The 23063-nt window shown below is 51.8% G+C and carries 20 protein-coding genes; 8 read left to right on the forward strand and 12 right to left on the reverse strand.

Annotated features, from left to right (window positions below; all coding sequences use genetic code 11):
- Position 1 precedes the first annotated feature (1 nt).
- Genes menH through NSQ22_RS14900 form a run of 3 tightly spaced genes read right to left on the reverse strand, consistent with a single transcriptional unit; the run spans position 2 to position 3922 of the window.
- Positions 2-802, reverse strand: coding sequence for a 2-succinyl-6-hydroxy-2,4-cyclohexadiene-1-carboxylate synthase (gene menH / locus NSQ22_RS14890; RefSeq protein ID WP_029760555.1), 801 nt, complete (start codon positions 800-802; stop codon positions 2-4).
- Positions 793-2553: a 2-succinyl-5-enolpyruvyl-6-hydroxy-3-cyclohexene-1-carboxylic-acid synthase gene (gene menD / locus NSQ22_RS14895; protein WP_339263706.1), complete on the reverse strand. Its 1761-nt coding sequence runs from the start codon at positions 2551-2553 to the stop codon at positions 793-795. The genes menH and menD overlap by 10 nt, the downstream gene beginning before the upstream one ends.
- Positions 2546-3922: an isochorismate synthase gene (locus NSQ22_RS14900; protein ID WP_339263707.1), complete on the reverse strand. Its 1377-nt coding sequence runs from the start codon at positions 3920-3922 to the stop codon at positions 2546-2548. Before NSQ22_RS14900 ends, menD begins: the two co-directional genes overlap by 8 nt.
- A gap of 170 nt (positions 3923-4092) precedes the next feature.
- On the opposite strand from NSQ22_RS14900, the gene NSQ22_RS14905 reads away from it, so the two are divergent.
- The 3 genes from NSQ22_RS14905 (at position 4093) to NSQ22_RS14915 (ending at position 6813) form a co-directional block, all read left to right on the forward strand.
- The gene (locus NSQ22_RS14905; RefSeq protein ID WP_327993145.1) at positions 4093-5022 is read left to right on the forward strand and encodes a 1,4-dihydroxy-2-naphthoate polyprenyltransferase; all 930 of its coding nucleotides are present in this window, start codon (positions 4093-4095) and stop codon (positions 5020-5022) included.
- Positions 5023-5108: 86 nt separating this feature from the next.
- Positions 5109-5873: a yteA family sporulation protein gene (locus tag NSQ22_RS14910; protein WP_008880978.1), complete on the forward strand. Its 765-nt coding sequence runs from the start codon at positions 5109-5111 to the stop codon at positions 5871-5873.
- A gap of 145 nt (positions 5874-6018) precedes the next feature.
- Entirely contained in the window at positions 6019-6813 is a 795-nt protein-coding gene (locus tag NSQ22_RS14915) for a TIGR00266 family protein (RefSeq protein WP_029760550.1), read from the forward strand.
- Between the two features lie 134 nt (positions 6814-6947).
- Here the strand turns inward: NSQ22_RS14915 and NSQ22_RS14920 are convergent, their stop codons facing one another.
- From NSQ22_RS14920 to glgB, 5 genes are read right to left on the reverse strand one after another with little or no spacing between them, the layout of a single operon-like run.
- Positions 6948-9347 (reverse strand): glycogen/starch/alpha-glucan phosphorylase, encoded by a 2400-nt coding sequence (locus NSQ22_RS14920; RefSeq protein WP_008880980.1) that lies wholly within the window; start codon positions 9345-9347, stop codon positions 6948-6950.
- Positions 9334-10791, reverse strand: coding sequence for a glycogen synthase GlgA (gene glgA / locus NSQ22_RS14925; RefSeq protein ID WP_029760549.1), 1458 nt, complete (start codon positions 10789-10791; stop codon positions 9334-9336). The genes NSQ22_RS14920 and glgA overlap by 14 nt, the downstream gene beginning before the upstream one ends.
- On the reverse strand, positions 10788-11819 hold the full coding sequence (locus tag NSQ22_RS14930) for a sugar phosphate nucleotidyltransferase (protein ID WP_008880982.1): 1032 nt from the start codon (positions 11817-11819) through the stop codon (positions 10788-10790). Before NSQ22_RS14930 ends, glgA begins: the two co-directional genes overlap by 4 nt.
- On the reverse strand, positions 11819-12982 hold the full coding sequence (locus NSQ22_RS14935; protein ID WP_029760548.1) for a glucose-1-phosphate adenylyltransferase: 1164 nt from the start codon (positions 12980-12982) through the stop codon (positions 11819-11821). The genes NSQ22_RS14930 and NSQ22_RS14935 overlap by 1 nt, the downstream gene beginning before the upstream one ends.
- Positions 12903-14903 carry a 1,4-alpha-glucan branching enzyme gene (gene glgB, locus NSQ22_RS14940; RefSeq protein WP_339263710.1) on the reverse strand — a complete coding sequence of 667 codons (2001 nt, stop codon included), beginning with the start codon at positions 14901-14903 and terminating at the stop codon, positions 12903-12905. Before glgB ends, NSQ22_RS14935 begins: the two co-directional genes overlap by 80 nt.
- Positions 14904-15071: 168 nt before the next feature.
- On the opposite strand from glgB, the gene NSQ22_RS14945 reads away from it, so the two are divergent.
- Complete coding sequence (locus NSQ22_RS14945; RefSeq protein WP_011888030.1) at positions 15072-16025, forward strand: cation diffusion facilitator family transporter; 954 nt, start codon at positions 15072-15074, stop codon at positions 16023-16025.
- Positions 16026-16251: 226 nt separating this feature from the next.
- Here NSQ22_RS14945 and NSQ22_RS14950 read toward each other — a convergent pair whose 3' ends face one another.
- On the reverse strand, positions 16252-17772 hold the full coding sequence (locus NSQ22_RS14950) for an acetyl-CoA hydrolase/transferase family protein (RefSeq protein WP_339263712.1): 1521 nt from the start codon (positions 17770-17772) through the stop codon (positions 16252-16254).
- Between NSQ22_RS14950 and NSQ22_RS14955 the strand changes: the two genes are divergently transcribed.
- Positions 17740-17955, forward strand: coding sequence for a hypothetical protein (locus tag NSQ22_RS14955; RefSeq protein ID WP_190300667.1), 216 nt, complete (start codon positions 17740-17742; stop codon positions 17953-17955). The genes NSQ22_RS14950 and NSQ22_RS14955 overlap by 33 nt on opposite strands.
- Positions 17956-18088: 133 nt before the next feature.
- On the opposite strand, the gene NSQ22_RS14960 is transcribed toward NSQ22_RS14955, so the two are convergent.
- Complete coding sequence (locus NSQ22_RS14960; protein WP_008880987.1) at positions 18089-18736, reverse strand: LytTR family DNA-binding domain-containing protein; 648 nt, start codon at positions 18734-18736, stop codon at positions 18089-18091.
- A 172-nt stretch (positions 18737-18908) separates the two neighbouring features.
- Between NSQ22_RS14960 and NSQ22_RS14965 the strand changes: the two genes are divergently transcribed.
- Positions 18909-19535: a LysE family translocator gene (locus NSQ22_RS14965; protein WP_029760546.1), complete on the forward strand. Its 627-nt coding sequence runs from the start codon at positions 18909-18911 to the stop codon at positions 19533-19535.
- A 42-nt stretch (positions 19536-19577) separates the two neighbouring features.
- On the opposite strand, the gene NSQ22_RS14970 is transcribed toward NSQ22_RS14965, so the two are convergent.
- Complete coding sequence (locus NSQ22_RS14970; RefSeq protein ID WP_029760545.1) at positions 19578-20207, reverse strand: LysE family translocator; 630 nt, start codon at positions 20205-20207, stop codon at positions 19578-19580.
- 392 nt (positions 20208-20599) lie between these two features.
- Positions 20600-21154, reverse strand: coding sequence for a GNAT family N-acetyltransferase (locus NSQ22_RS14975; RefSeq protein WP_008880991.1), 555 nt, complete (start codon positions 21152-21154; stop codon positions 20600-20602).
- Between the two features lie 327 nt (positions 21155-21481).
- On the opposite strand from NSQ22_RS14975, the gene NSQ22_RS14980 reads away from it, so the two are divergent.
- Both NSQ22_RS14980 and NSQ22_RS14985 read left to right on the forward strand, forming a co-directional pair.
- A complete protein-coding gene (locus NSQ22_RS14980) occupies positions 21482-22108 on the forward strand; it encodes a TetR/AcrR family transcriptional regulator (RefSeq protein WP_029760543.1) in 627 nt (208 codons plus the stop codon).
- Positions 22105-23007, forward strand: a complete 903-nt coding sequence (locus tag NSQ22_RS14985; protein WP_339263716.1) for a class I SAM-dependent methyltransferase — start codon at positions 22105-22107, stop codon at positions 23005-23007. Before NSQ22_RS14980 ends, NSQ22_RS14985 begins: the two co-directional genes overlap by 4 nt.
- Positions 23008-23063: the final 56 nt, after the last annotated feature.

Consider the following 23063-nt stretch of genomic DNA (forward strand, 5'->3'; position numbering starts at 1 on the left):
ACTACCCCCTTTTAATCAATTCACTTACTATTTTAGCAAAAATGCCGGGTTGTTCCACATGAATTGCATGTCCGACCTTTTGGACGCAGACGAGTTCGCTGTTTGGGAGTCGTTCATGCATGTCGGCAGCGATGCGGCAAAATTTCTCATCGTACTCCCCGCAAAGAAGCAACACAGGTACTTTGACCTCCCCAAGCCGATCCCACCATGACGGCTGCACGCCCGTTCCCATTCCGCGCAAACTGTTGGCGAGTCCTCGCTCCGTATGGCGAAGCCGCTCACGGCGAATGGCATCCTGCACGGGCTTCGGGAGTTTCTTTTGGGTCGCAAACAGCGGGAGCTGTTCCCAATAATCGACAAATGCACGCACGCCGTTTCGTTCAATCATTTGCGCGAGCGCCTCATCGTCTTCTTGCCGCGCGCGCCGCTCCGCTTCCGTCTTCAACCCGGGCGAGCTGCTTTCGAGCACTAAACGGCGGAGGCGGTGCGGATACCATATAGCAAAGCTTAAAGCAAGCCGCCCGCCCATCGAATAACCAAGCACGTTTGCTTTTTCGATACGAAGTGCATCAAGAAGTGCCGCCAAGTCGGCCGCTGCCTGTTTCATTTGATACCGCTCAACGCTCTTTGGCGCCTCCGTCCGCCCGTGCCCTATCAGATCGACGGCAATGAGACGGAAGTCTCCCCAGGAACGAAGGAGTGGCCGCCACGTATCCGCACTGCCGGTAAACCCGTGCAACAGCAATAACGGCTCCCCTTCCCCATATTGTTCTACATGGTAACGGATTCCATTCAATTCCATGGTTCTTCCGTTCCTTTTTGTTCGAGAAATTTGGCGATTTCCTGGGAAACACGTTCCCACAAAAATCGATGCATTTGGACATTTTCTGTGCGCGACGTGCGCACTTCGATGACACTTAACCCACCTGTGTTGAGCGATTCGGCGACATGGTGGCGAAACTCGCCCCATGTGTGCGGCACTGCATAACGGCCGCCATACATCTCGACCGCATGAGCAAACGTCAAATCGGTCGGCGTGCCAAACAATGTTTCAAACGGCCCTTCATGGCGCGCTTGCGGCAAAAAAGAAAAAATGCCGCCGCCGTTATTGTTCATCAACACAATCGTCGCCTGCAGTCCATGCATTTTGGCCGCCAGCAGACCGTTTAAATCATGGTAAAACGACAAATCGCCAATGACAAGCACAAGCGGCGATGCGTCAAGGCTGGCGCCCAACGCGCTTGAAACGACACCGTCAATGCCGTTAGCACCGCGGTTGGCGAGAACGCGAAGCGGCTTGTCCGTGGCAAAGAGAAACGTATCGGCGTCGCGAATCGGCATGCTGTTGCCGACAAAAAGGGTGGCTCCGGCCGGCAACAACTCAGCGAGCTCAGTGAACACTTTTCCTTCAAACCATTCGTCTGCCGGCAAATGCTGCCGCAACACGGTGCGGGCAATGTCGTTCATCTCCCGCCATGTCGTCGACCACGCGCTCTCCTTTTGCTTCGGTCTAGCGATGTCAAGCAGCTGGCGGCAAAGAACCGTTTCATTGCTGCGGACGAAGCACGCCGCTTCCAACGTCGGATCGCGCCAGCCGCCGTCATCGACGACAATTTGGCGGATGGAACGGTGTTGCTTCAACCATAAAAACAGCGGCTTGGATACCGGCATGGCGCCGAACCGGAGCACGACATCCGGCACAAGCCTCGAAGCGACCGCCTCGTCTTTTAAAATGGCATCATAGCTATCGATGACATACGTTTTGTCATGCGCACCAGCGCGCAGTTGGGAAAGCGGGTCAGCAAGAATCGGAAAGTCAAGCGTCCGTGCCAGCTCTGTGACCGCTTCAGCGAAGCCGGGCTGATCAAGCGCTCCACAAACAATGAGCCCGCGTTTCGCCGCCGCCAACTGCTCATAGAGCGCCGCCACGTTCTCTGCTGGCAGCGTCGCACGGCCGCTCATGATTTGCGGCGTTTCCGCAACCGTACGCACCTTCTCCCAAACGGCCTCGTCGATGGTCGGGACAAGCGGCTCGCGGAGCGGAACGTTGACATGCACTGGCCCGGCCGGCGTCCCCGCTGCGATGGCGGCGGCCCTTGCCGCCATCGTCCGCGCATAGCTCAGCATAGGATCCGTTTCTTCCGGCAACGCCAGATCGACAAACCATTTCGCATAGCGGCCGTATAAATGCAGTTGGTCGATCGCTTGCGGGGCCCCGACATCGCGCAGTTCATGCGGCCGGTCAGCCGTCAGCACGACAAGCGGCACGCGCGAATAGTACGCCTCAACAATGGCCGGCAAATAGTTGGCCGCCGCGGTCCCTGACGTGCACACTAAAGCGACCGGCCGCTGTTTCGCTTTCGCCATGCCGAGGGCAAAAAACGCAGCCGATCGTTCATCAATGTGCATGGAAAAGTGGAGACCGCTATGCGCCGCCATCGCCATCGCAAGCGGTGTCGAACGCGAACCAGGGCTGATGACGGCTTCTGTCACCCCGGCTTGCACAAGCCCGTCAACAAAAGCGGCCACATACCATGACAACGCGTTAGTCATTGCTCATCACTCCTAAGGACGATAACATCGGAGCCATTTTGACGTTCGTCTCTTCGTACTCGCTCGTTGGATCTGAATGGGCGACGATGCCGCAGCCGGCAAACAGCATGGCTTTATCGACGTCAAGCAAGCCGGAGCGAATGGCAACTGCCCATTCCCCGTTGCCATCAGCATCCACCCAGCCGATCGGAGCGGCGTACCACCCGCGGTCAAGCGGTTCAAGAGAACGGATCGCTTCCATCGCTCGTTCGCGTGGCGTTCCGCCGAGCGCCGGCGTTGGGTGCATCATTTCAACAAGACGCAACACGGATGGCTCCTGGCAGCCGCGGCCGACAACTGGCGTGCACAAATGTTGGATATGCGGCAGCTTCAGAAGCTGCGGTGCTGTCGGCATCTCCACCGTCTCGCAAACGGAAGAAAACACGCGACGGATCATGTGCACAACGAATTGATGTTCCTCACGGTTTTTCGAATCAGCCTGCAGCCAGGCGCCAAGCTGTTCATCTTCTCCAGGGCTGCTTCCGCGGCGCACGGATCCCGCCAAGCACACCGATTGGCACATCTCTCCTTCTTTTTGAACGAGCTGCTCAGGCGAGGCGCCAATAAAACAGCGGCCATCTTGTTCAAACGCAAAAAGGTAAGCAAACGGCTGCTGTTCACGAAGCCGCGCCAGCACAGCGGCAGCGTCAATCGTCCCGGTGAACGCCAACCGCCGCGAACGAGCGAGCACGACTTTATCCAACCTTCCGGCACGAATGGAAGCAATGGCTTGACGGACCGCCGCGAGCCACCGCTCTTTTTCCTCCTCTTCATCTGAGACGAGCGCTGGAAGCGTTGCCGAAACCGGCTGCAGCTCCTCGATCCGTCTAAACAGCCGCCCGATTCGCTCCATATCCCGCTCTACGCCGTCAGTTGGCAGCGTGACCGTCAGCAGCGTCCGTCCGTTTTTAACCGAGAGAAGCACCGTCGGCGCGATGAGTTTTCCGGCCGGAAAACCGCGCCATACGGATGTGCGCGGTTGATGCGGGTCAAAAGCAAACCCGCCAAACAATAGCGGCGGCATATCCGCTTCACCGTGCCGCTCGATTTGTTCAACCCATCGTTGGCGCTGCTGTTCGACATAATGAAACCGTCCGTCTGTTTCCTCTGTTTCGATCGCATAAGCCGAGCCAAGGCCGACAAAGATGGTGCTGCCACTTCGGTCAGACCAAAAAAATCGCTCGCGAAACCCGCAGGATGGCCCTTGCATAAAAAAAGAAACCGGATCGATGTCTTCCAACGGTTCCGTCCAGCTCACAAACGGCCGTGCGGCATTTGCCGCCAACTCGTGCAGTTGTTGTTGGATTTTATGTTGAGATACAATTGCCACGACCCTCACGCTTTCTTTCGTTAGATTCCTTCTCCATCCCCTACTTTCATTATATATAATAGGAAATCATTTATCTATCGGAAAGGGTTGACACACCTGAAACGTTTTCCTACACTTATTTTGAACGTAAATGAAACGATATTTTCACGAAACATTAAGGGGAAATCAGTATGCAACCATCAACACATATTGATCACCAACCGCCTGCCCGCCGCGACTGGCGCGTCTTTTGGCGGCTGACGCGGCCGCATACGCTGACAGCGGCGTTCGTACCGGTATGTGTCGGCACGGTGCTGGCGCTTGGCGAGACGGGGGTTCGCTTTTCGCTCTTTGCTACTATGCTGGTCGCTTCACTGCTCATTCAAGCCGCAACCAACATGTTTAACGAATATTACGATTATAAGCGCGGGCTCGATTCGCCGGAATCTGTTGGCATCGGTGGCGCCATCGTCCGCGATGGCCTCAAACCGAAAACCGTGTTAACACTGGCGTTCGCCTGCTGTGGAGCGGCCATGCTCATTGGCGTTTACATTTGCGCGCAAAGCAGCTGGTGGCTTGCGGTCATCGGAACCATTTGTATGGCGGCGGGCTACTTTTATACCGGTGGACCTGTTCCGATTGCCTATACACCGTTTGGCGAACTGGCGGCCGGGTTTTTTATGGGATTTGTCATCATTTTAATTTCATTTTTTATCCAAACCGGTGATGTCAGTGCGAAGGCTATATTGGTGGCCGTTCCTGTCGCCATTTTAGTCGGGGCCATCTTGCTCGCCAACAACATCCGCGACCTAGACGGCGACCGCGAAAAAGGGAGAAAAACGCTTGCCATTTTAGTCGGGCGCGATTGGGCAATCCGCGTGCTTGCGATGATGTTCGCCGCCGCGTTTCTTTGGGTTGTGGCGCTTGTTCTGTTCAGCGTCGTACCGTTTTGGACATTGCTTGCTTTATTGAGTGTGCCAAAAGCGGTGGCAGCGGCGCGCGGCTTTATCGGTAAAACGAAACCGATCGAGATGATGCCGGCAATGAAAGCGACCGCCCAAACGAATACGCAGTTTGGCTTTTTGCTCGCTATCGGCTTGCTCGTCAACCATTGGCTGTGACACGGTCAGAATGACCGTGTTTTTTTTTTGATTTTCGCCCATACTACACCATATAGACGCTATTGTGAAGGAAGGGGTTGCAACCGATGTTGACGAGCGAACAACTTGCCGCCTTCCGCTCAACGCTGCTTGAGATGAAGCGGGACATTGAAGACCGGCTGAAGCAAAACGACCATTTCGGCATCGTGCGCAGCCATGCCCACGATGCCGTCGGCGAGCTGGCGAGCTACGACAATCATCCGGCTGACGAGGCGACCGAACTGTATGAACGGGAAAAAGACCTCGCTTTAGACGAACATACTGAGCGCGAACTTCGTGAGATTGAACAGGCACTCGAGGCTATCGATGACGGCACATACGGGACGTGCCGCGTCTGCGGGCAGCCGATTCCGTACGAACGGCTTGAGGCGCTGCCGACAACTCTTTATTGCCGGCAACATAGCCCCGACCAGACCGTCTCACAAAAACGGCCGCTCGAGGAAGGGGTGCTTATGCCGCCGTTTGGCAAATTTGATTTTGATGACCGCGATGAGTCGGTCGCTTACGATGCTGAGGACGCATGGCAGGAGGTCGCCCGTTACGGTACGTCCGACACCCCGTCCGACCTTGGCAAAAACGTCGATCATTACAGCGAAGTGTACGCCGAGTCGGAAGAGAACGTCGGCTATGTCGAAGACTTGGAAAATTTCGCCGCTGTCGATTTGTACGGGAGAAACGTTAACGTGTACCCGACCCGAGAACATGAACGGCTCGAAAACGTACTGGATGATGAAGGCATCATGTCCAATATCGGCGATTTGCCGGCCTATGAAAAAGACCCGTATACATCCAAAGACACGCATCGCCGCTAGACGAAGAGGGGCGATGGCCGCCGGAACGATGGACGCCACTATGCTAAGAAAAAGACCATCCGTGTGATGGTCTTTTTTGAAACAGAAAAGGCGTGTTTTTCGTAGTACATAATGGAACGTTGATGAAGATGATGGAGGAGAAATGATGAACGCACACGAAATTGATTACCAGTTGTACGGCGATGACATGCAGTTTGTCGAAATCGAGCTTGACCCGCGCGAAAGCGTCATTGCGGAAGCGGGCGGCATGATGATGATGGAGGACGGCATCGTCATGGAAACGGTATTCGGCGACGGTTCCTCGAGCGGAAAAGGGCTGCTCGGTCGCCTCGTTGGCGCCGGCAAACGGCTGCTCACCGGGGAAAGTTTGTTTATGACGGTGTTCACCAATCAAGGAACCGGCAAGCGCCGCGTCGCCTTCGCCGCTCCGTATCCAGGAAAAATCATCCCAGTCAACTTGCAGGAACTCGGTGGGAAGCTGATCTGTCAAAAAGACTCATTTTTATGCGCGGCCAAAGGCGTCTCTGTTGGCATTGAATTTCAGCGCAAGCTCGGCACCGGCTTTTTCGGCGGTGAAGGATTCATTATGCAAAAGCTGGAAGGAGACGGTCTCGCCTTTTTGCACGCCGGCGGAATGATTCACCGCCGCGAGCTGCAACCGGGAGAAAAGCTGCGCATCGATACCGGCTGCCTTGTCGCTATGACAAAGGAAGTCAATTACGACATTGAATATGTCGGCAACATTAAGACGGCCTTTTTTGGTGGCGAAGGACTGTTTTTTGCGACATTGACCGGACCGGGAGTCGTCTGGGTGCAATCGCTCCCATTCAGCCGGCTCGCTGACCGTGTGATCGCCGCCGCTCCCAGCTCGGGTGGGCGGTCGGTCGGCGAAGGCAGCATCTTAGGCGGCATTGGCGATTGGTTTGATGGAGACGACTAACACGAAAAGGGACGTTCTGCTTGGTTCAGAACGTCCCTTTTCTGTTCATGCCGTTGCCGCCCAATCAAGGTCAGCAACCGTGATTCACCAAACCTCTTGGCTGGTGCGCAACCGCCCTTGATTTTGCTTTTGCCTCACATCGATGGTGAAATGCCCCAAATATCGACGGCGTACTCGGCGATCGTCCGGTCGCTTGCAAAGTAGCCGGAGTGCGCGATGTTGACCGCGCTCATATACCACCAGCGTGCCGGGTCGCGGTAAGCGGCCTCCACCCGCTCATGCGCTTCGGTATAAGCGGCAAAGTCGCGCAGAACGAAATATTCGTCGTTTTGCGTCAGCAAGGAGTCGTAAATCGGCTCAAAGTAATCAGCAACATCAGGGAAAAAGCCGTTCACAAGTTGATCGACCACTTGTTTAATCCGTTTGTCGTGGTGGTAATATTCATGCGCCCGGTAACCGCCGTGTTCGTAGTAGTTCAGCACTTCTTCGGCGGTCAGCCCGAACAAAAACATATTTTCTTTTCCGACCGCTTCGGCGATTTCGACGTTCGCTCCATCGAGCGTGCCGAGCGTGAGCGCCCCGTTCATCATAAATTTCATGTTGCCCGTCCCGGACGCCTCTTTGCTCGCGGTTGAAATTTGTTCGCTCACATCAGCAGCCGGGAAAATTTCCTCCGCAAGCGACACGCGATAGTTTTCTAAAAAGATGACTTTGAGCTGCTCGTTCGTCTGTTTGTCATTGTTCACCTTATCGGCAACCGAATGAATCAGCTTAATGATTCGCTTGGCGTAATAGTAGCCAGGCGACGCTTTCGCTCCGAAGATGAACGTGCGTGGGTAAATCGAGAAGTGCGGGTCTTCTTTTAGACGATTGTATAGATACATAATGTGCAGTACATTCAACAGCTGTCGTTTGTAGGCGTGCAGCCGCTTCACTTGCACATCAAAGATGGACGACTCATCAACACGGATCCCGGTCTTTTCATAAATGCGGGCAGCGAGCTTGCCTTTGCGCTGCTGCTTAACGGCCGAAAGCGCCTGCTGGAACGCCGGATCGGAGGCATGCGGTTTCAGCTCGATCAGTGTTTCCGGCTCGTGAATCCAGCGCGAACCGATCGTGTCGGTAATCAACGCCGACAGCTCGGGGTTCGCTTTTAACAGCCAACGTCGATGCGTCACCCCGTTCGTTTTATTGTTAAACTTGTGCGGCGCCCATTCGTAAAACAAGCGCATTTCCCGCTGTTTCAAAATTTCTGTATGCAGCTTCGCCACTCCGTTGACGCTATGGCTGCCGGCGATGGCCAAATGCGCCATTTTCACCACGCCATGGGCGATAATAGCCATTTGTTCAATCCGCCCCCAATCGCCGGGGTAGCGTTCCCATAGCTCACGGCAAAATCGTTCGTTAATTTCCTCGACGATCATATAAATGCGCGGCAAGAGCGGCTGAAATAAATGAATCGGCCATTTCTCAAGCGCTTCGGATAACGTCGTATGGTTTGTGTAAGCGATCGTATGGGTCGTAATGTGCCACGCTTCTTCCCAACTCATGCCTTCCTCATCGAGCAAAATGCGCATTAGTTCCGGAATCGCCAACACCGGATGAGTGTCGTTTACATGAATGGCGACATATTCATGAAGCTGGTGTAGGTTCCCGTGCTGAAGGCGATGGGCGCGCACGATGCTGCCAAGGCTGGCGGCCACGAGAAAATATTGCTGCTTCAAGCGCAAAATTTTCCCTTCGTCATGCGCATCATCCGGGTATAAAAATTCGGAAATTGCTTCTGTCTCCCGCTTGTATTGCATGACATCCTTATGAAGCGGGAACGTTTTCGCCGGCTCCGCGTTCCAAAGCCGCAGCGTATTGACCGTGTTCGTCCCGTAGCCGATCACGGGCATGTCGTATGGCACCGCCATCACTTTTTCGCTGTCGATATGGCGGAAGACGAGGCACCCGTTTTGTTCGGACACCTCAACCTTCCCCCAAAAATTGACCTCGACAGCCAGCTCCTCTTTTCGTATTTCCCAAACGTTTCCGTGGCGCAGCCATTGCTCAGGCAGCTCGACTTGATAGCCATCGACGATCTTTTGGTCAAACAGCCCGTGTTTATAGCGGATGCCATGGCCATGGCCCGGCAAATTCAACGTCGCCAGCGAATCGAGAAAACAGGCGGCGAGCCGCCCGAGTCCGCCGTTGCCAAGCCCGGCATCCGCCTCGCTCTCCTCGACATCTTCAAGACGAATGCCGAGATCGCGAAGCCCCTCTTCAACGACCTGACGGACACCAAGGTTTAATAAGTTGCTGCCGAGCAACCGGCCCAATAAAAACTCGATCGACAAATAATACACTTGCTTCCGCTTTTGCGCCCGATTGCGCTCATTCGTGGCGATCCAATGGCGGCTAATATGTTCACGTACCATATGACCAAGCACATAATAATGGTCGCGCGTCGTCGACTCCTCGAACTGTTTGCCGCACAACGTTTCAAGCCGTATCAAAAACGCCTGTTTAAACGTTTCTTTATCCGTGAACAAGCGTGTGCTCCTCCTTTTTGATCAGCTGTTCATAGGCTTGTTTATATTGGTTTGCCGACCGACGCCAACTGTAATCACCGCGCATCGCCCGTTCCGTCAACTGTTCCCAAACGGATGGTTGGCGGTAAAATGACAGCGCCCGGCGGATCGTATACAGCATGTCATGAGCGTTAAAATTGGTAAAGCTGAACCCATTTCCTTCTTTTGTTATCTCATTGTATGATTGCACCGTATCGTTTAATCCCCCAGTTTCCCGGACGATCGGGATCGTTCCATACCGGAGCGCGATCATTTGGCTCAGCCCGCACGGTTCAAATAACGACGGCATTAAAAACAAATCGGCACCGGCGTAAATTTGGTGGGCGAGCGGTTCATGGAAGCCGATGTACACGCCGACTTTGCCCGGATACGCCGCAGCCATTTGCGAGAAAAATTGTTCAAACCGCCAGTCGCCCGTGCCGAGTACGACAAGCTGCATATCTTCACTCATCATCTCATGAAAGACGCATGTTACTAAATCAAGCCCTTTTTGCGCCGTCATTCTCGTGACCATCGCGATAAGCGGTACATCGTCCCGCTCCGGCAAGCCGAACTGCCGCTGCAAGGCACGCTTGTTGAGTTGTTTTCTTTCCCGCGTATGTACGCTATACGTCGCCGTCAAAAACGGATCCGCTTCTGGATTGTAAAACTCATCGTCAATGCCGTTTAAAATGCCGAGCAGATCATCCCGCCGCGCCCGCAGCAAACCGTCTAACCGCTCGCCGTAATAGGCGGTTTGAATCTCCTCTTTATACGTCGGGCTCACTGTTGTAATCAAATCGGAAGCAACGAGCGCCCCTTTCATAAAGCTGACGCAGCCATAAAACTCAAGATGATCCACAGTGAAATAGCGACCATCCAAATTCAATAAGTCTTCTAAAATGCCGCGCGGAAACAGCCCTTGAAACTGCAAGTTATGAATCGTAAAGACGGTGCGCATGTCGACATAAAACAGCTCATGCCGGTATTGTTCCCGAAGCAAAAACGGCACCATGCCTGTATGCCAGTCATGGCAGTGAATTACATCGGGCTGGAACTGAATTTCCGGCAACACTTCGAGCACCGCCCGACAAAAATAGGCGAACCGCTCGCCATCATCATAATGGCCGTACAGCTGCGGCCGCTTAAAATAATATTCGTTGTCGATAAAGTAATAGATGACTCCGTCATGCCGAAGCTCCTCCACGCCGCAATATTGGCGCCGCCACCCAACCGGCACGATGAGCTCGGCGACTTTTTTCATTTTCTTTTTCCATTCAGGGGCGATCGTTTCATATTTCGGCAACATCACGCGGGCATCAATGCCGAGCCGGCGCAGCTCTTTCGGCAGTGCGCCGGCGACGTCAGCCAATCCCCCTGATTTGGCAAACGGTGCACATTCGGAAACGGCAAATAGGACCTTCATCGGCTGATAACCTCCCCTTGCACCGTTCCTTTGCGGACGATAAACGGTTGTTCTTTCGTTCCTTTGAGGACGACACCTGGTTCAACCTTGGCATCTTTATCAATAATGACGCCATCAAGGACACAACCGTCACCGATTTGGCATTTTTGCATAATAATGCTATTGCGCACAACCGCTCCCTTGCCAATTTTGACGGAGCGGAACAAGACGCTGTTCTCCACCGTTCCCTCAATGACGCAGCCGTTGGCGATCATCGAACGCTTCACGTTCCCCTCCCGTCCATATTTCGTCGGCGGCTCGTCCTTGACTTTCGTATAAATCGGATGCGACGGGAGAAAGAGTTGTTCCCAGACGTCTCGGTCGAGCAGCTCCATGCTTGAGCGAAAATACTGTTCCACCGAGTCAATGACCGCCGCATACCCGCTATATTCATACTCGCAAATCGACAACGAACGATGGTAATCGCGGATGACATCGACAATGCTATAGTAACCGTGGTTTTTGTAGTCGGCGATTAAGTCAAGCAACAGCGACGTTTCAAGCAAATACATTTCCAGCGACCGACCTCGATGGCGGATTTCGGTCACATCGCAGCCATTTTCGATATGACGCTTCAAGACGGCGTCAAAATCGATGTTACATACCGTATAGCCGTTCGCAATGACCGCATATTTTTGCCGGCTCCGCAAAAAATAGTCAATATGCTGCTCAAAATGAGCAAACGCTCCGACCCGGCGCTCGCCAGAAAACAGCAAATCCGGCGACGGGAAGAAAAACAGCCCGTCCCGTTTTCGGTTTAAATCCCAGTTCTTCCCTGACCCTAAATGGTCCATGAGAGAGCGATACTGATATTTCGGAAAAATAGCGACACTTTCAATGCCGGAATTGACCATGCTTGAGAGCACGAAGTCAATGAGCCGGTACCGCCCGGCAAATGGTACTGCGGCGATCGAACGCTGCTCGATGAGCGGCTCCAACGCCTCAATATACGTTGTCGCGTCAATGACGCCTAACATCTTGTTGTTCATTATGCTTCATCCTTCCTAGCTGTTTCCTCATTCGATTGCTTAAGCCATTCGGCGGTCACCAACACGACATCGTCAGCATCTTCCGGGCAAACCGACGAATGCGGCGGGATGATCGAATCAGGAGTAACAATCGCCCGTTCGACATACGCTCCTTCGCTGACTGCCGCTCCGGGCATAATGACCGACTCTTTCACGACCGCCCCTTTACCGATACGAACGCCTTGGAACAGTACTGAACGCTCCACCGTTCCTTCGACGACGCATCCTTCATTGACGAGTGAGTCACTCACTTCCGCTTCCGGAGAAATATATTGCGGCGGCTGATTCGGATTGACGGAATAAATGCGCCATGAACGGTCGAACAAGTCGAGCTCATTGTTCTCATCAAGCAAGTCCATGTTCGCTTCCCATAAACTTTTCACCGTACCGACATCTTTCCAGTATCCTTCAAACGGATACGCAAACAGCCGCTTTTTCTCCCGAAGCAACATCGGGATGACATCCTTGCCAAAATCGTGTGAAGAATGCGGATTTACGTTGTCGATTTGCAAATATTGCTTCAACAGCGGCCAGTTGAAAATATAAATGCCCATCGATGCCAAATTGCTTTTCGGTTCAGCCGGTTTTTCGGCAAACTCAACAATTTCCATCTCTTCGTTCGTATTCATAATCCCAAACCGGCTCGCTTCTTCCCATGGCACCTCAATGACCGAAATCGTCACATCCGCCTGTTTGGCGATATGATAGTCGAGCATGTGCTGATAATCCATCTTGTAAATATGGTCGCCAGACAATACGAGCACGTAATCCGGATTATATTGTTCGATGTAATTGATATTTTGATAAACCGCGTTTGCGGTGCCTTCATACCATTTCACACCGGAAGAGACGGAATACGGCGGAAGAACGGTGACACCACCATTTCGCCGGTCCAAATCCCACGCGCTTCCAATGCCGATGTACGAGTGAAGGAGGAGTGGCTGATATTGAGTCAGCACTCCGACCGTATCAATGCCGGAATTCGTGCAATTGCTTAATGTAAAATCAATGATCCGGTACTTCCCGCCGAATGGCACGGCCGGTTTAGCGATGTTTGTCGTCAGCGAGCGAAGCCGACTTCCTTGCCCGCCGGCCAATAACATGGCGATGCATTTCTTTTTCATTTCGCTTTCTCTCCCCTCGTTTTTGCACTGGCCGTAAAATGGAAATGCCAAATGGCGGAATCGTCATGCGCACGTGGTATGGTTTACCATGAAACGGCTCATTGAAGGCGGAAAGCCGTTTCCCATTGACATGCCCCGATCCACCAAACGTGACCGCATCGCTATTCAGCACTTCCCGATACGGTACGAGCAACGGCACTCCAACTTTGTAGTCGTCATACGCCTGATTTGTGAAATTGCAAACAATAACAAGCACATCATCTTCTTTTTTCCCGCGGCGGATGAATGAGAAAATGCTTTGTTCAGCGTTGTGAACGTCAATCCATTCAAATCCTTGCGGGTCATGATCCAATTCGTAAAACGGCTTATACCGTTTATAGCAGGCGATTAACTCTTTCATGTAATCGTTCATCTTCCGGTGCAGCTCAAAATCAAGCAGCACCCAATCGAGTTCATCCTCAAACTTCCATTCATCAAACTGAGCAAATTCATTGCCCATAAACAACAGCTTTTTCCCCGGATGAGCCATCATGTAGCCGTACAAGAGGCGCAGCTGGGCGAACTTCTCTTCATACGACCCTGGCATTTTATTGAGCAGCGATTTTTTGCCATGCACGACTTCATCGTGGGAAAACGGCAAAATGAAATTTTCCGAATACGCATAAAGGAGGGAGAACGTTACTTGGTTATGCACATGCCTCCGCTCATACGGCGGTGTTTCCATGTACTTCAGCATGTCGTTCATCCAGCCCATGTTCCATTTATAATTAAAGCCGAGTCCGCCTTCATACGTCGGCGCGGTCACCTTCGGCCAGTCAGTCGAATCTTCCGCAATCATCAGCACATTCGGATCATAGGCAAACACCGCTTCGTTTAACTTGCGCAAAAACTCGACCGCATACGGGTTCTCGTACAGCCTGTCATTGTTCGGCCAATAAAGCATATTGGCAACCGCATCGACCCGGAACCCGTCGATATGGTAATACTCGAGCCAAAACAATGCGTTCGAGATGAGAAAACTGCGCACTTCCGGCTTGCCTAAATCAAAATTGGCCGTCCCCCAAACGTAATTTTCTCGGTCTTTTTCATTCGCGTATTCATACGTCGGGGCGCCATCAAACATATATAACCCATGGGCGTCCTTGCAAAAATGCCCCGGCACCCAGTCCATAATGACCCCGATTCCCGCCTGATGGCAACGGTCGACGAAGTACATGAAGTCGTGTGGCGTACCATAGCGACTCGTTACCGCATAATACCCTGTTCCTTGATAGCCCCACGAGCGGTCGAGCGGATGCTCGACAAGAGGAAGCAACTCAATGTGCGTAAACCCATGATCGAGCACATACGGGATCAGTTCATCGGCCATCTCACGGTACGTATAAAAACGCCCATCTTTTTTCTTCCACGAACCGAAATGGAGTTCATAAATCACCATGGGCTGATCATAAATCCGTTTTCGTCGCTTCTTCCGCTTCCAAGATTGATCGTTCCACTGGTATCCTTTCAGATCGTAGGCAATCGAGGCGGTATGAGGACGCAATTCGGAGTAAAAAGCGTACGGGTCGGCTTTGAACAGCACCTGTCCGTCCGGCGTAACAATCTCATACTTATATAAATGCCCTTCCAAGTTTTCGGGGACAACAATCGTCCATACCCCTTCATCATTCACTTTCTCAAGGCGAAAATCCGTCCCGTCCCAATCGTTGAAACTGCCGACAAGACGCACCTCGCGCGCGTGCGGCGCCCAAACACAAAAACGGGTGCCGACCTTCCCGCCCTCATTAATCACATGGGCGCCAAACAGCTCGTAACTTTTATACAAGCGGCCTTCATGAAACAAATACACTTCCAAATCCGTCGGATTCGCCGCAATCAAACCGTATCGCATCCTTTCCAAAGCAAGATGATGGCCACACATTATTCCTTATTCGCCACTTCACCGTTGCATTCCTCGAAAAAATTATCTATATTTTTTGACAAAATCCATCAAAAATTGTGGGATTTGTCGATAAATTTTTTGCACACCTAGCACTTTTTATATTATAATAGATATAAATTAATAATTATTATAAAAAAGAGGTGTATTATGTCTCCTGGAGCATACGATTTTCATCATCTTCCACACGTGAAAACACAAACCCAGTCGAAAAAGGCGCTTTGGATTACACTCGTGCTCACCGTCTTTTTCACGGTTGTTGAAATCATCGGTGGGGTGCTCTCGAACTCGCTCGCTTTGTTGTCTGATTCGGCCCATATGGCTTCCGATGTCTTAGCGCTCGGCCTGAGCATGGTCGCCCTTTACATGGCGACACGCCCGCCAAACCGCCGCTTTACGTTCGGGTTTTTGCGGTTTGAAATCATTGCATCGTTTTTAAATGGATTGACGTTGGCAGTCATTGCGGTGTGGATTTTATGGGAAGGCATTGAGCGGTTTCTTCATCCAGAACCGATCCAGTTTCGCCTCATGCTCGGCATTGCCGCGATCGGTCTTATCGTCAACTTAACGTTGACCATCGTCTTAAGCCGGAGCACAAAAGAAGAAGATAATTTAAACGTCCAAAGCGCCCTTTGGCACTTTATCGGCGACTTAATCAGCTCCATCGGCGTCATCATCTCAGCGCTGCTCATTTATTTCACCGGTTGGACGATTTTCGACCCGATCATCAGTCTCGTGATCGCCGCCATCATTTTCACCGGCGGGGCGAAAATTATGCGCGAATCGTATCTCATTCTGATGGAAGCCGTGCCGGATGAATTCGACCTCGAACAAATCCGCGCCGATATACGGAACATCGAAGGGGTCGAAGACGTGCATGACATGCATTTATGGGCCATCTCGACCGACCATTATTCGCTGTCGGCCCATGTGTTTGTCAATGAGCACATCCAGCCGCTTTGTGTCATTTTGGCGGTGAATGAAATGCTGAAGGAAAAATACGGCATCGAGCACGCCACCATTCAAGTGGAACACGCCATACTTCATGACCACGGCAGCTATGGCAAAGCGTTTTTAGAGAAAAGAAAGGCGTCACAACCATAAAGACCGCCCATATCAAACTGGCACGGGCGGTCAAAAACGTAAGGAGGGTGTCTCAAAGGAAATGGGGCATCCTTTTCATCATTTATACACAAGTACAACATTTCCATTAGATAATCTCTTCTTGCTCTTGAAGCTCAGGATCCTCCTTTGGATCAGCCGTTGCTCTTTCGATCTCACACAAGGCAAAGCAGATGAAAAAGCCCTCCTTCGTTTACCTTGTACGGTTTTACCGTTGCAGCTCATATTGTTCTTCCCGCATCGTTCCGTATTGCTCATAACGAATATGCCACGAGAGCGCTTTTTCCAAGACGTGCGGCGTATGGCCGCCGCGCTTAAGCGCTTCGTTGAAGTAATCGCGCAGCGGCTGGCGGTAGTCCGGATGGGCGCAACGTTCAATGATCAACGGAGCGCGTTCCACAGGAGCCAGCCCGCGCAAGTCGGCGTATCCGTACTCGGTGATAATTACGTCGACATCATGCTCGGTATGGTCCACATGCGATACGAATGGAACGATGCTCGAAATCGCCCCTTGCTTAGCACTTGATTTCGTAACAAAAATCGTCAGACGCGCATGGCGCGCAAAGTCACCCGAGCCGCCGATCCCGTTCATCATCTGGGTGCCGCGGACGTGCGTCGAGTTGACATTTCCGTAAATGTCGGCTTCAAGTGCCGTATTGATCGAAATGAGACCGAGACGACGGATGATTTCCGGGTGGTTTGAAATCTCTTGCGGTCGCAAAACGAGTTTTCCTTGATACGCTTCCAAATTTGTATACACTTGTTCCATCTTGCTTTCTGACAACGTCATCGAACAACCGGAAGCGAACCGTACCTTCCCTGCATCAATCAAATCGAACATGGCGTCCTGCAATACTTCCGAATACACTTCCAAGTCATAAAATTCAGAATCTAATAAGCCGTAAAGAACCGCATTCGCGACCGAACCGATTCCCGCTTGAATCGGTGCCAACCGCTCCGACAACCGTCCCGCTGCCACTTCGGCGCGAAGAAAATCGATTAAATGATTGGCGATCGCCGCCGTTTCCTGATCAGGCGGTACAATGGTTGATGGCGAATCCGTTTGGCTCGTAATGACAATGCCGGCGATTTTGGCGATGTCTACCGGAATGCCAATCGTTCCAATCCGTTCATCCACTTTGGTCAGCGGAATCGGGGCGCGCTCTCCTTGCTTTCCAACTTCATAAATGTCATGAAACCCATACAGCGCTTTCGGCTGAGCCATGTTTAATTCAATGATCACTCTTCTTGCTTTGTTAACAAAAACGGACGAATTGCCGACAGAAGTCGTTGGGATGATCATTCCGTCTTCGGTGATCGAAACCGCTTCCACAATCGCGTAATCAATTGGTTTCAATACATCCGAACGGACTAGCTCCGCCGTATGCGACAAATGCTGGTCAACAAACAGCAGCTCCCTTTCATTGATTTTCCGGCGCATCGTCGCGTCAGCTTGAAACGGTAACCGTTTCCGAATAATCCCCGCTTCCGCCATCAGCTTATCAATATCCGAACCGAGCGAAGCCCCTGTATAGACGTCAACTTTCAGCGGCTGCTGCTTCGCTTTCTCTATGAGTGCCATCGGCACCGCTTTGGCATCACCTGCACGGGTAAAACCGCTTAATCCAAGCGTCATGCCGTCATGAATCCACGAGACCGCTGTTTCCGCTGTCACAATCCTCTCCCTCAACGCTCGATGGCCGATCCGTTCGAAAATGCGTTGCTCCACAGCGACTTCCCCCTTTTTCTTTTTTCTCTCATTATAGCGACCGGCAAGGGGAAAATCATTCGAATGGGAGTAAAAGGGCTTTCTTTTGCATTCAAGCAGCATTTTTCCTACATAACACAGAAAAATTCATTCTATGGTGACGAGCGCCTTGCTCAATTTGCGCCTAAAACGATGGCGGTTTAATGACAAAAAACCTTTCTCTCATCCAGACATGAGGATGTTTGAAGGTTTCGAGAATCAACATGGCCACGACGCAGCGATTTTCGACAACCTGTCTCGTTACCAAAAAAAATAGCCGCCCGTATCGGCGGTTTCATCAAAAGCCGAGCAATCTTCGAAAATGGCTCGCATACGTTTGGCTGACAGGCACTTTGGAGCCATCTTTCATCACAAGCAAAAACGTGGAGTGTGAATCCGGGTGAATTTCCGCGATAGAATCGACATTGACAATATACGACCGGTGGCAGCGGACAAACCGATGGCCGGGAAGCGAAAACTCCAATTCGGTCAAATTGTATTTATGATACCCTTCGGCATGCATCGCTTTCACAAATGTCTTTCGGTTTTGCGCCTCCAAATACACAACCGCTTCAAACGGAATCGGAATCCACCGATCCATCGTCCGTACAGTCAAATACGATGTCGCCAGAAGCGGCCTTTTCGGCCAAACAGCAGTCACACACCCTTTTGGCACGCCGTCTTCTAAAATCGGAACCGACACGCCGAAATACGGAACGCCAAACACCCGGCTATCCTTTTGTTCCTCAATCTTCCGGCGGATTACCAACGCTTTGTATGTCACCGAATCCGGCTTAATTTCATCCCCTGGACGGATTTTCAAATCAATTTGTCTGCTCGGCTGGTAGTAAATGTACCGCCGGTCATCCGAAATGGCAAGCGATGCTTCAACGGGAAACAATTCGTTCACCACTTGGCTGATGGCTGAAACAAGCCGCGAATCCATACGCCTCACCTCTCGCAAACCATGGCCACACCTTTATTTTCAAGCGAGCCTAGTGTGTTTGTCAAACAGGAAGGGAAATGAATCCATTTTTAGCGAGAAAAAAGGAATTCAACGGGAGCATGGCGAACCTTAGGAATCATCGTCATGATCAACAACCAAAGAGGTGTGTTCGATGGAAATGGATACAGCTTTATCGTTTTTAAGTGTCGCTGTTGTGCTGACGCTCGCCCCAGGCCCAGATATTTTATTCGTCATCGCCCAAAGCCTATCTCAAGGCAAAAACGCGGGTATCGCCACCGCGCTCGGGCTTTGTACAGGGCTTGTCGTCCATATTAGCGCGGCGGTGCTCGGCGTCTCGGCCGTCATTTACCAATCGGCCTTGGCGTTTGCCATCGTCAAATACGCAGGCGCCGCTTATTTGCTTTACTTGGCATGGCAAGCGTTCAACGAAAAAGACGCCGGCTTGGCGCTCGAGCGTCAAGAGCGGCTAGCCTTGATGTCACTGTACAAAAAAGGCATTTTTATGAACGTGCTCAATCCGAAAGTGTCCCTCTTCTTTTTGGCGCTATTGCCACAATTCGTCCATCCGTCAGCGGGCCAAATCCCGCGGCAAATGCTGGTGTTAGGCGTCATCTTTCTCGCTCAAGCGCTCGTTGTCTTCACCTTAGTGAGCATCGGTGCGGAAAAACTGCGCCATTGGCTGTTGTCGAACGAACGAATCGCTCGGCGGATCCATTGGCTAAAAGGCGTCCTCTTTGCCGTCATCGGCATCCAAATCGCCTTCAGCGAGCGGTCGTAGGGGGCAAACAAAGCGAGCGGGCTGTTTTGGCAAGCCCGCTCATCATGCTTTCGTCTGCAACAGCTTCACACCAAGCCCAACAAACACAATCCCCGTCAATCGATTGATGAGAAGCGCCATTTTGGCGTTTTGGCGCACCCGTTTCGTTGCTAGCGCAGCAACATAGACGACGCCAAGCCCCCACATCGTGCTCGTCACAACGAACGACAAACCAAGCAACAAAAACGGAAGCGGGCCGTATGGCTGATCCGTTTGAATGAATTGCGGCAAAAAGGAAAGGAAAAACAACGCCACTTTCGGATTCATCACATTGGTCGTCACGCCTTGCCAATAAATCTTTTTCAGCTTCGTCGGCGCCAATTCCTCAGACTCCAGCGCTGGCGGCGCCGGCTGCCGCATCATTTTGATGCCAAGATACACCAAATACGCCGCACCAGCGATTTTCACAGCCGTAAATAAGACAACCGACTGCTGCAAAATCACGGCTAAGCCAAACGCAGCAAGCAGCGTATGAACGAACACTCCTGTCGAAATGCCCAACACCGAATACACGCCCGCTTTTCTCCCTTGCGCCACACTGCGCCCCATAATATACATCGTATCCACTCCCGGAGTGGCATGCATCAAAATCGACGCCAGCAAATACATCCCATAGCTTGTAATGCCTAACACACGTCTCCCCCCTGACCAAGCTAGCAAACGGTCGTCCACGGACCGCAGCACCGTTTTCGTGCAATGTCACAAAAGGTTGGTAGCTTCACCACCGATACAGTGACAAAAGCGGGTTGTTTTCCAAAACCCATGATTCCAAGATCCCCCGATTTCCACCGGCCTTCGAAAAAGCCGGTGATGGAGAGCGCCCGGTTGGACAGCATTCCTTCCCAAAGCGAAAATCTTTTTTTCCTGCCATGACCGCTCGCTCAACAAAAACAGCTTTCTTTCACTGTCCTTTCAAAATTACAGTAAAAGATCTGCCTTTCATCGTCAATCAAAAAAAGCGATATTTTCGAAATAGAAAAAAATGAAGTGGACACCCATCCACTTCAACACACTCCCCGCCAAACCTATTTGACAAAGCGGGCCATCACGATCAAATCCCAGTACGTGTTGTCATCGATTTTGACGGCGTTTTTCTTCACCCCTTCTTCGACAAACCCAAACGTTTGATACAAGCGAAGCGCATTCGTATTGTCAGCCACAACCTCGAGGCACACTTTCTCAATGAACGGATGTTCCGTTGCCCAATCAAGAAGCGCCGCAAGTAGCGCCTTGCCGACCCCTTGGCCCCGAAAATCGCTTTTCACGCTCATGCCGAAGGACCCTTGGTGTCTGGTTCGCTGCTTATGGCCGTTATGAAAATCTAAAAGCCCGATTATTTCCCCGTCATGCTCGGCGACAATCGCCAACTTTCCCGGATCATCCATAATTTGTTGCAGCCATTGTTTTTGCCGCTCGCTCGTAGTCACCACTTCTGCCTCCGTCGTCAGCAAATACGGCGCTTCCGCCGCCACCGCCTTCACAAACGCAACGACACGCTCGGCATCCTCAGGTGATGCCGTCCGTACGACAATCGGCCGGCCGCTTGCCGTCATCAACCGCCTTGGTTGAATGCTCCCCATGGCTATCCTCCTTGCTTGATGTTCATCCGTATAGATTCGTAAGCACGAGGGCCATATCCTGCACGCAAAAGAAAATCTCTTCTTTCTCATGGTTCGTGTATTGCCGTCAAACCCTTGTACCTTCACCAAAAGCCCCGATATATTCTTAGTGATTCGCCGGATGAAAGTCGAAACATCCATTTTCGGTATGCTCTACGAACCACCACCCTAATCCTTTCATCATCCGCCATTGTTTGGATGGCCCGTTTGTCAATAAAGCAACCACTTGACGAACAGAAAAACAAAAAGTATACTCATAGTATACTTTTGATACTAGGGGTATCCACTATGAAAGAACATATTGCTGCTGTGCACAAACAAACGATTGCCCAAGCCGCTGAGCGGTTGTTTCTCGAACGCGGGTTTGACGGCACGTCAATCAGCGACATTTGCGCAGCGTCGGGATACAGCCGCCGCACGGTGTACCGCTACTTTGACACAAAGGAGGAGATTTTGTACTACATCGTCGCGAATGGTCTCGAACAGTTGCGTGATCGCCTAACCGACATCGTGCAAGCCGAGCAGCCGTTTTTGGCTAAGTACGAACACATTTGTAAAGCGATGCGCGCTTACTACGAACATTGTCCCGTTTCGGCGCGCGCCGTCCATCAGTTTCAACCGAAAGCGCTTGAGACAGTAACGCCAACCATGGAAACCATTTTCTCTTTAGGAACGGCCATCAATGACGCCCTCGCCCGCTGGATTGAGCAAGGCATCGCAGAAGGCGTTGTCCGCGAAACGGCGGACGTCATGATGACCGTGTACGTGTTTTCTGCACAACTACATGCGCTGTTTGACCTTGTCGAAACAAAAGGAGCGTTTTTGCTGCCGACACTCAGCAAGACGAAAGAGCAGTTTTTCGCCTACGGCCAGAAGATGATTTTCAATAGTCTCGCAAAGGAGCCATTGCGATGAAACCAAATGAACCGAGCATGACCGCATTGATGTCCTGTTTCGTCCGCGCCTATCATACGGAACACGACACGCCTGTCATTTTTCGTGACGATATGGCCAGACAGCTGATCACAGACGAAGAATACAAACAAATCCAAACCTTTCTCGCCAACGGCTTGGGATTTTTTGCCCCCGAGCGGCTTGATGCGTTCTCATCGGACGAAGAGAAAGTGAAATGGATCGTCCAAACGCAGCTCGCTCCGACTCCAATCGCTCGCGCTGCCTATATCGAACGGATCATCCACCACGAAAAGCGACTTGGCGCGACGCAATATGTCATTTTAGGAGCAGGGCTGGATACGTTCGCCTTCCGCCATCCAAACAGCGGCCTGACGATATTCGAAGTCGACCACCCCAACACGCAGCAATTCAAGCGCGAACGCATCCACATGGCCAACTGGAAGATGCCGAACTGCTTGCAACTGGTCGCCGCTGATTTTACCAAAGATGACGTAGCCCCCCGATTGCTCGCAGCCGGCTTTCGCCCAAGTGAAAAAACCGTATTCAGTCTGCTTGGCGTCTCGTATTATCTGGAAAAAGAGCACTTCTATCGCCTTTTGCACCAACTCGCTCCATTGATGACAGAAGGCAGCTCCATCGTGTTTGATTTTGCGGATGAGCAGCTGTTTACCTCCCCCGTCAAGCGGGTGCAAAACACGCTTGCTCTTGCCCAACAAAGCGGTGAGCCGATGAAAGCGGCGTATTCAATCAAGGAATTGGAACAACAGCTACAGTACGACCATCTCCTGATTTTCGAACACGTATCGCCACAACAAATCCAAACACAATTTTTCTCCAATCGCAATGATGACCTAGCGGCGTTTGAACATACTCATTACCTCCACGCCGTGCGCAAATAACCGCTCCTTCATCGGCCGGGAAGCGCTAGACGCCTTCCCGGCCTCATCCATTCAAA

It is taken from the genome of Geobacillus sp. FSL K6-3411, assembly GCF_037965715.1.
GTDB lineage: Bacteria > Bacillota > Bacilli > Bacillales > Anoxybacillaceae > Geobacillus > Geobacillus thermodenitrificans.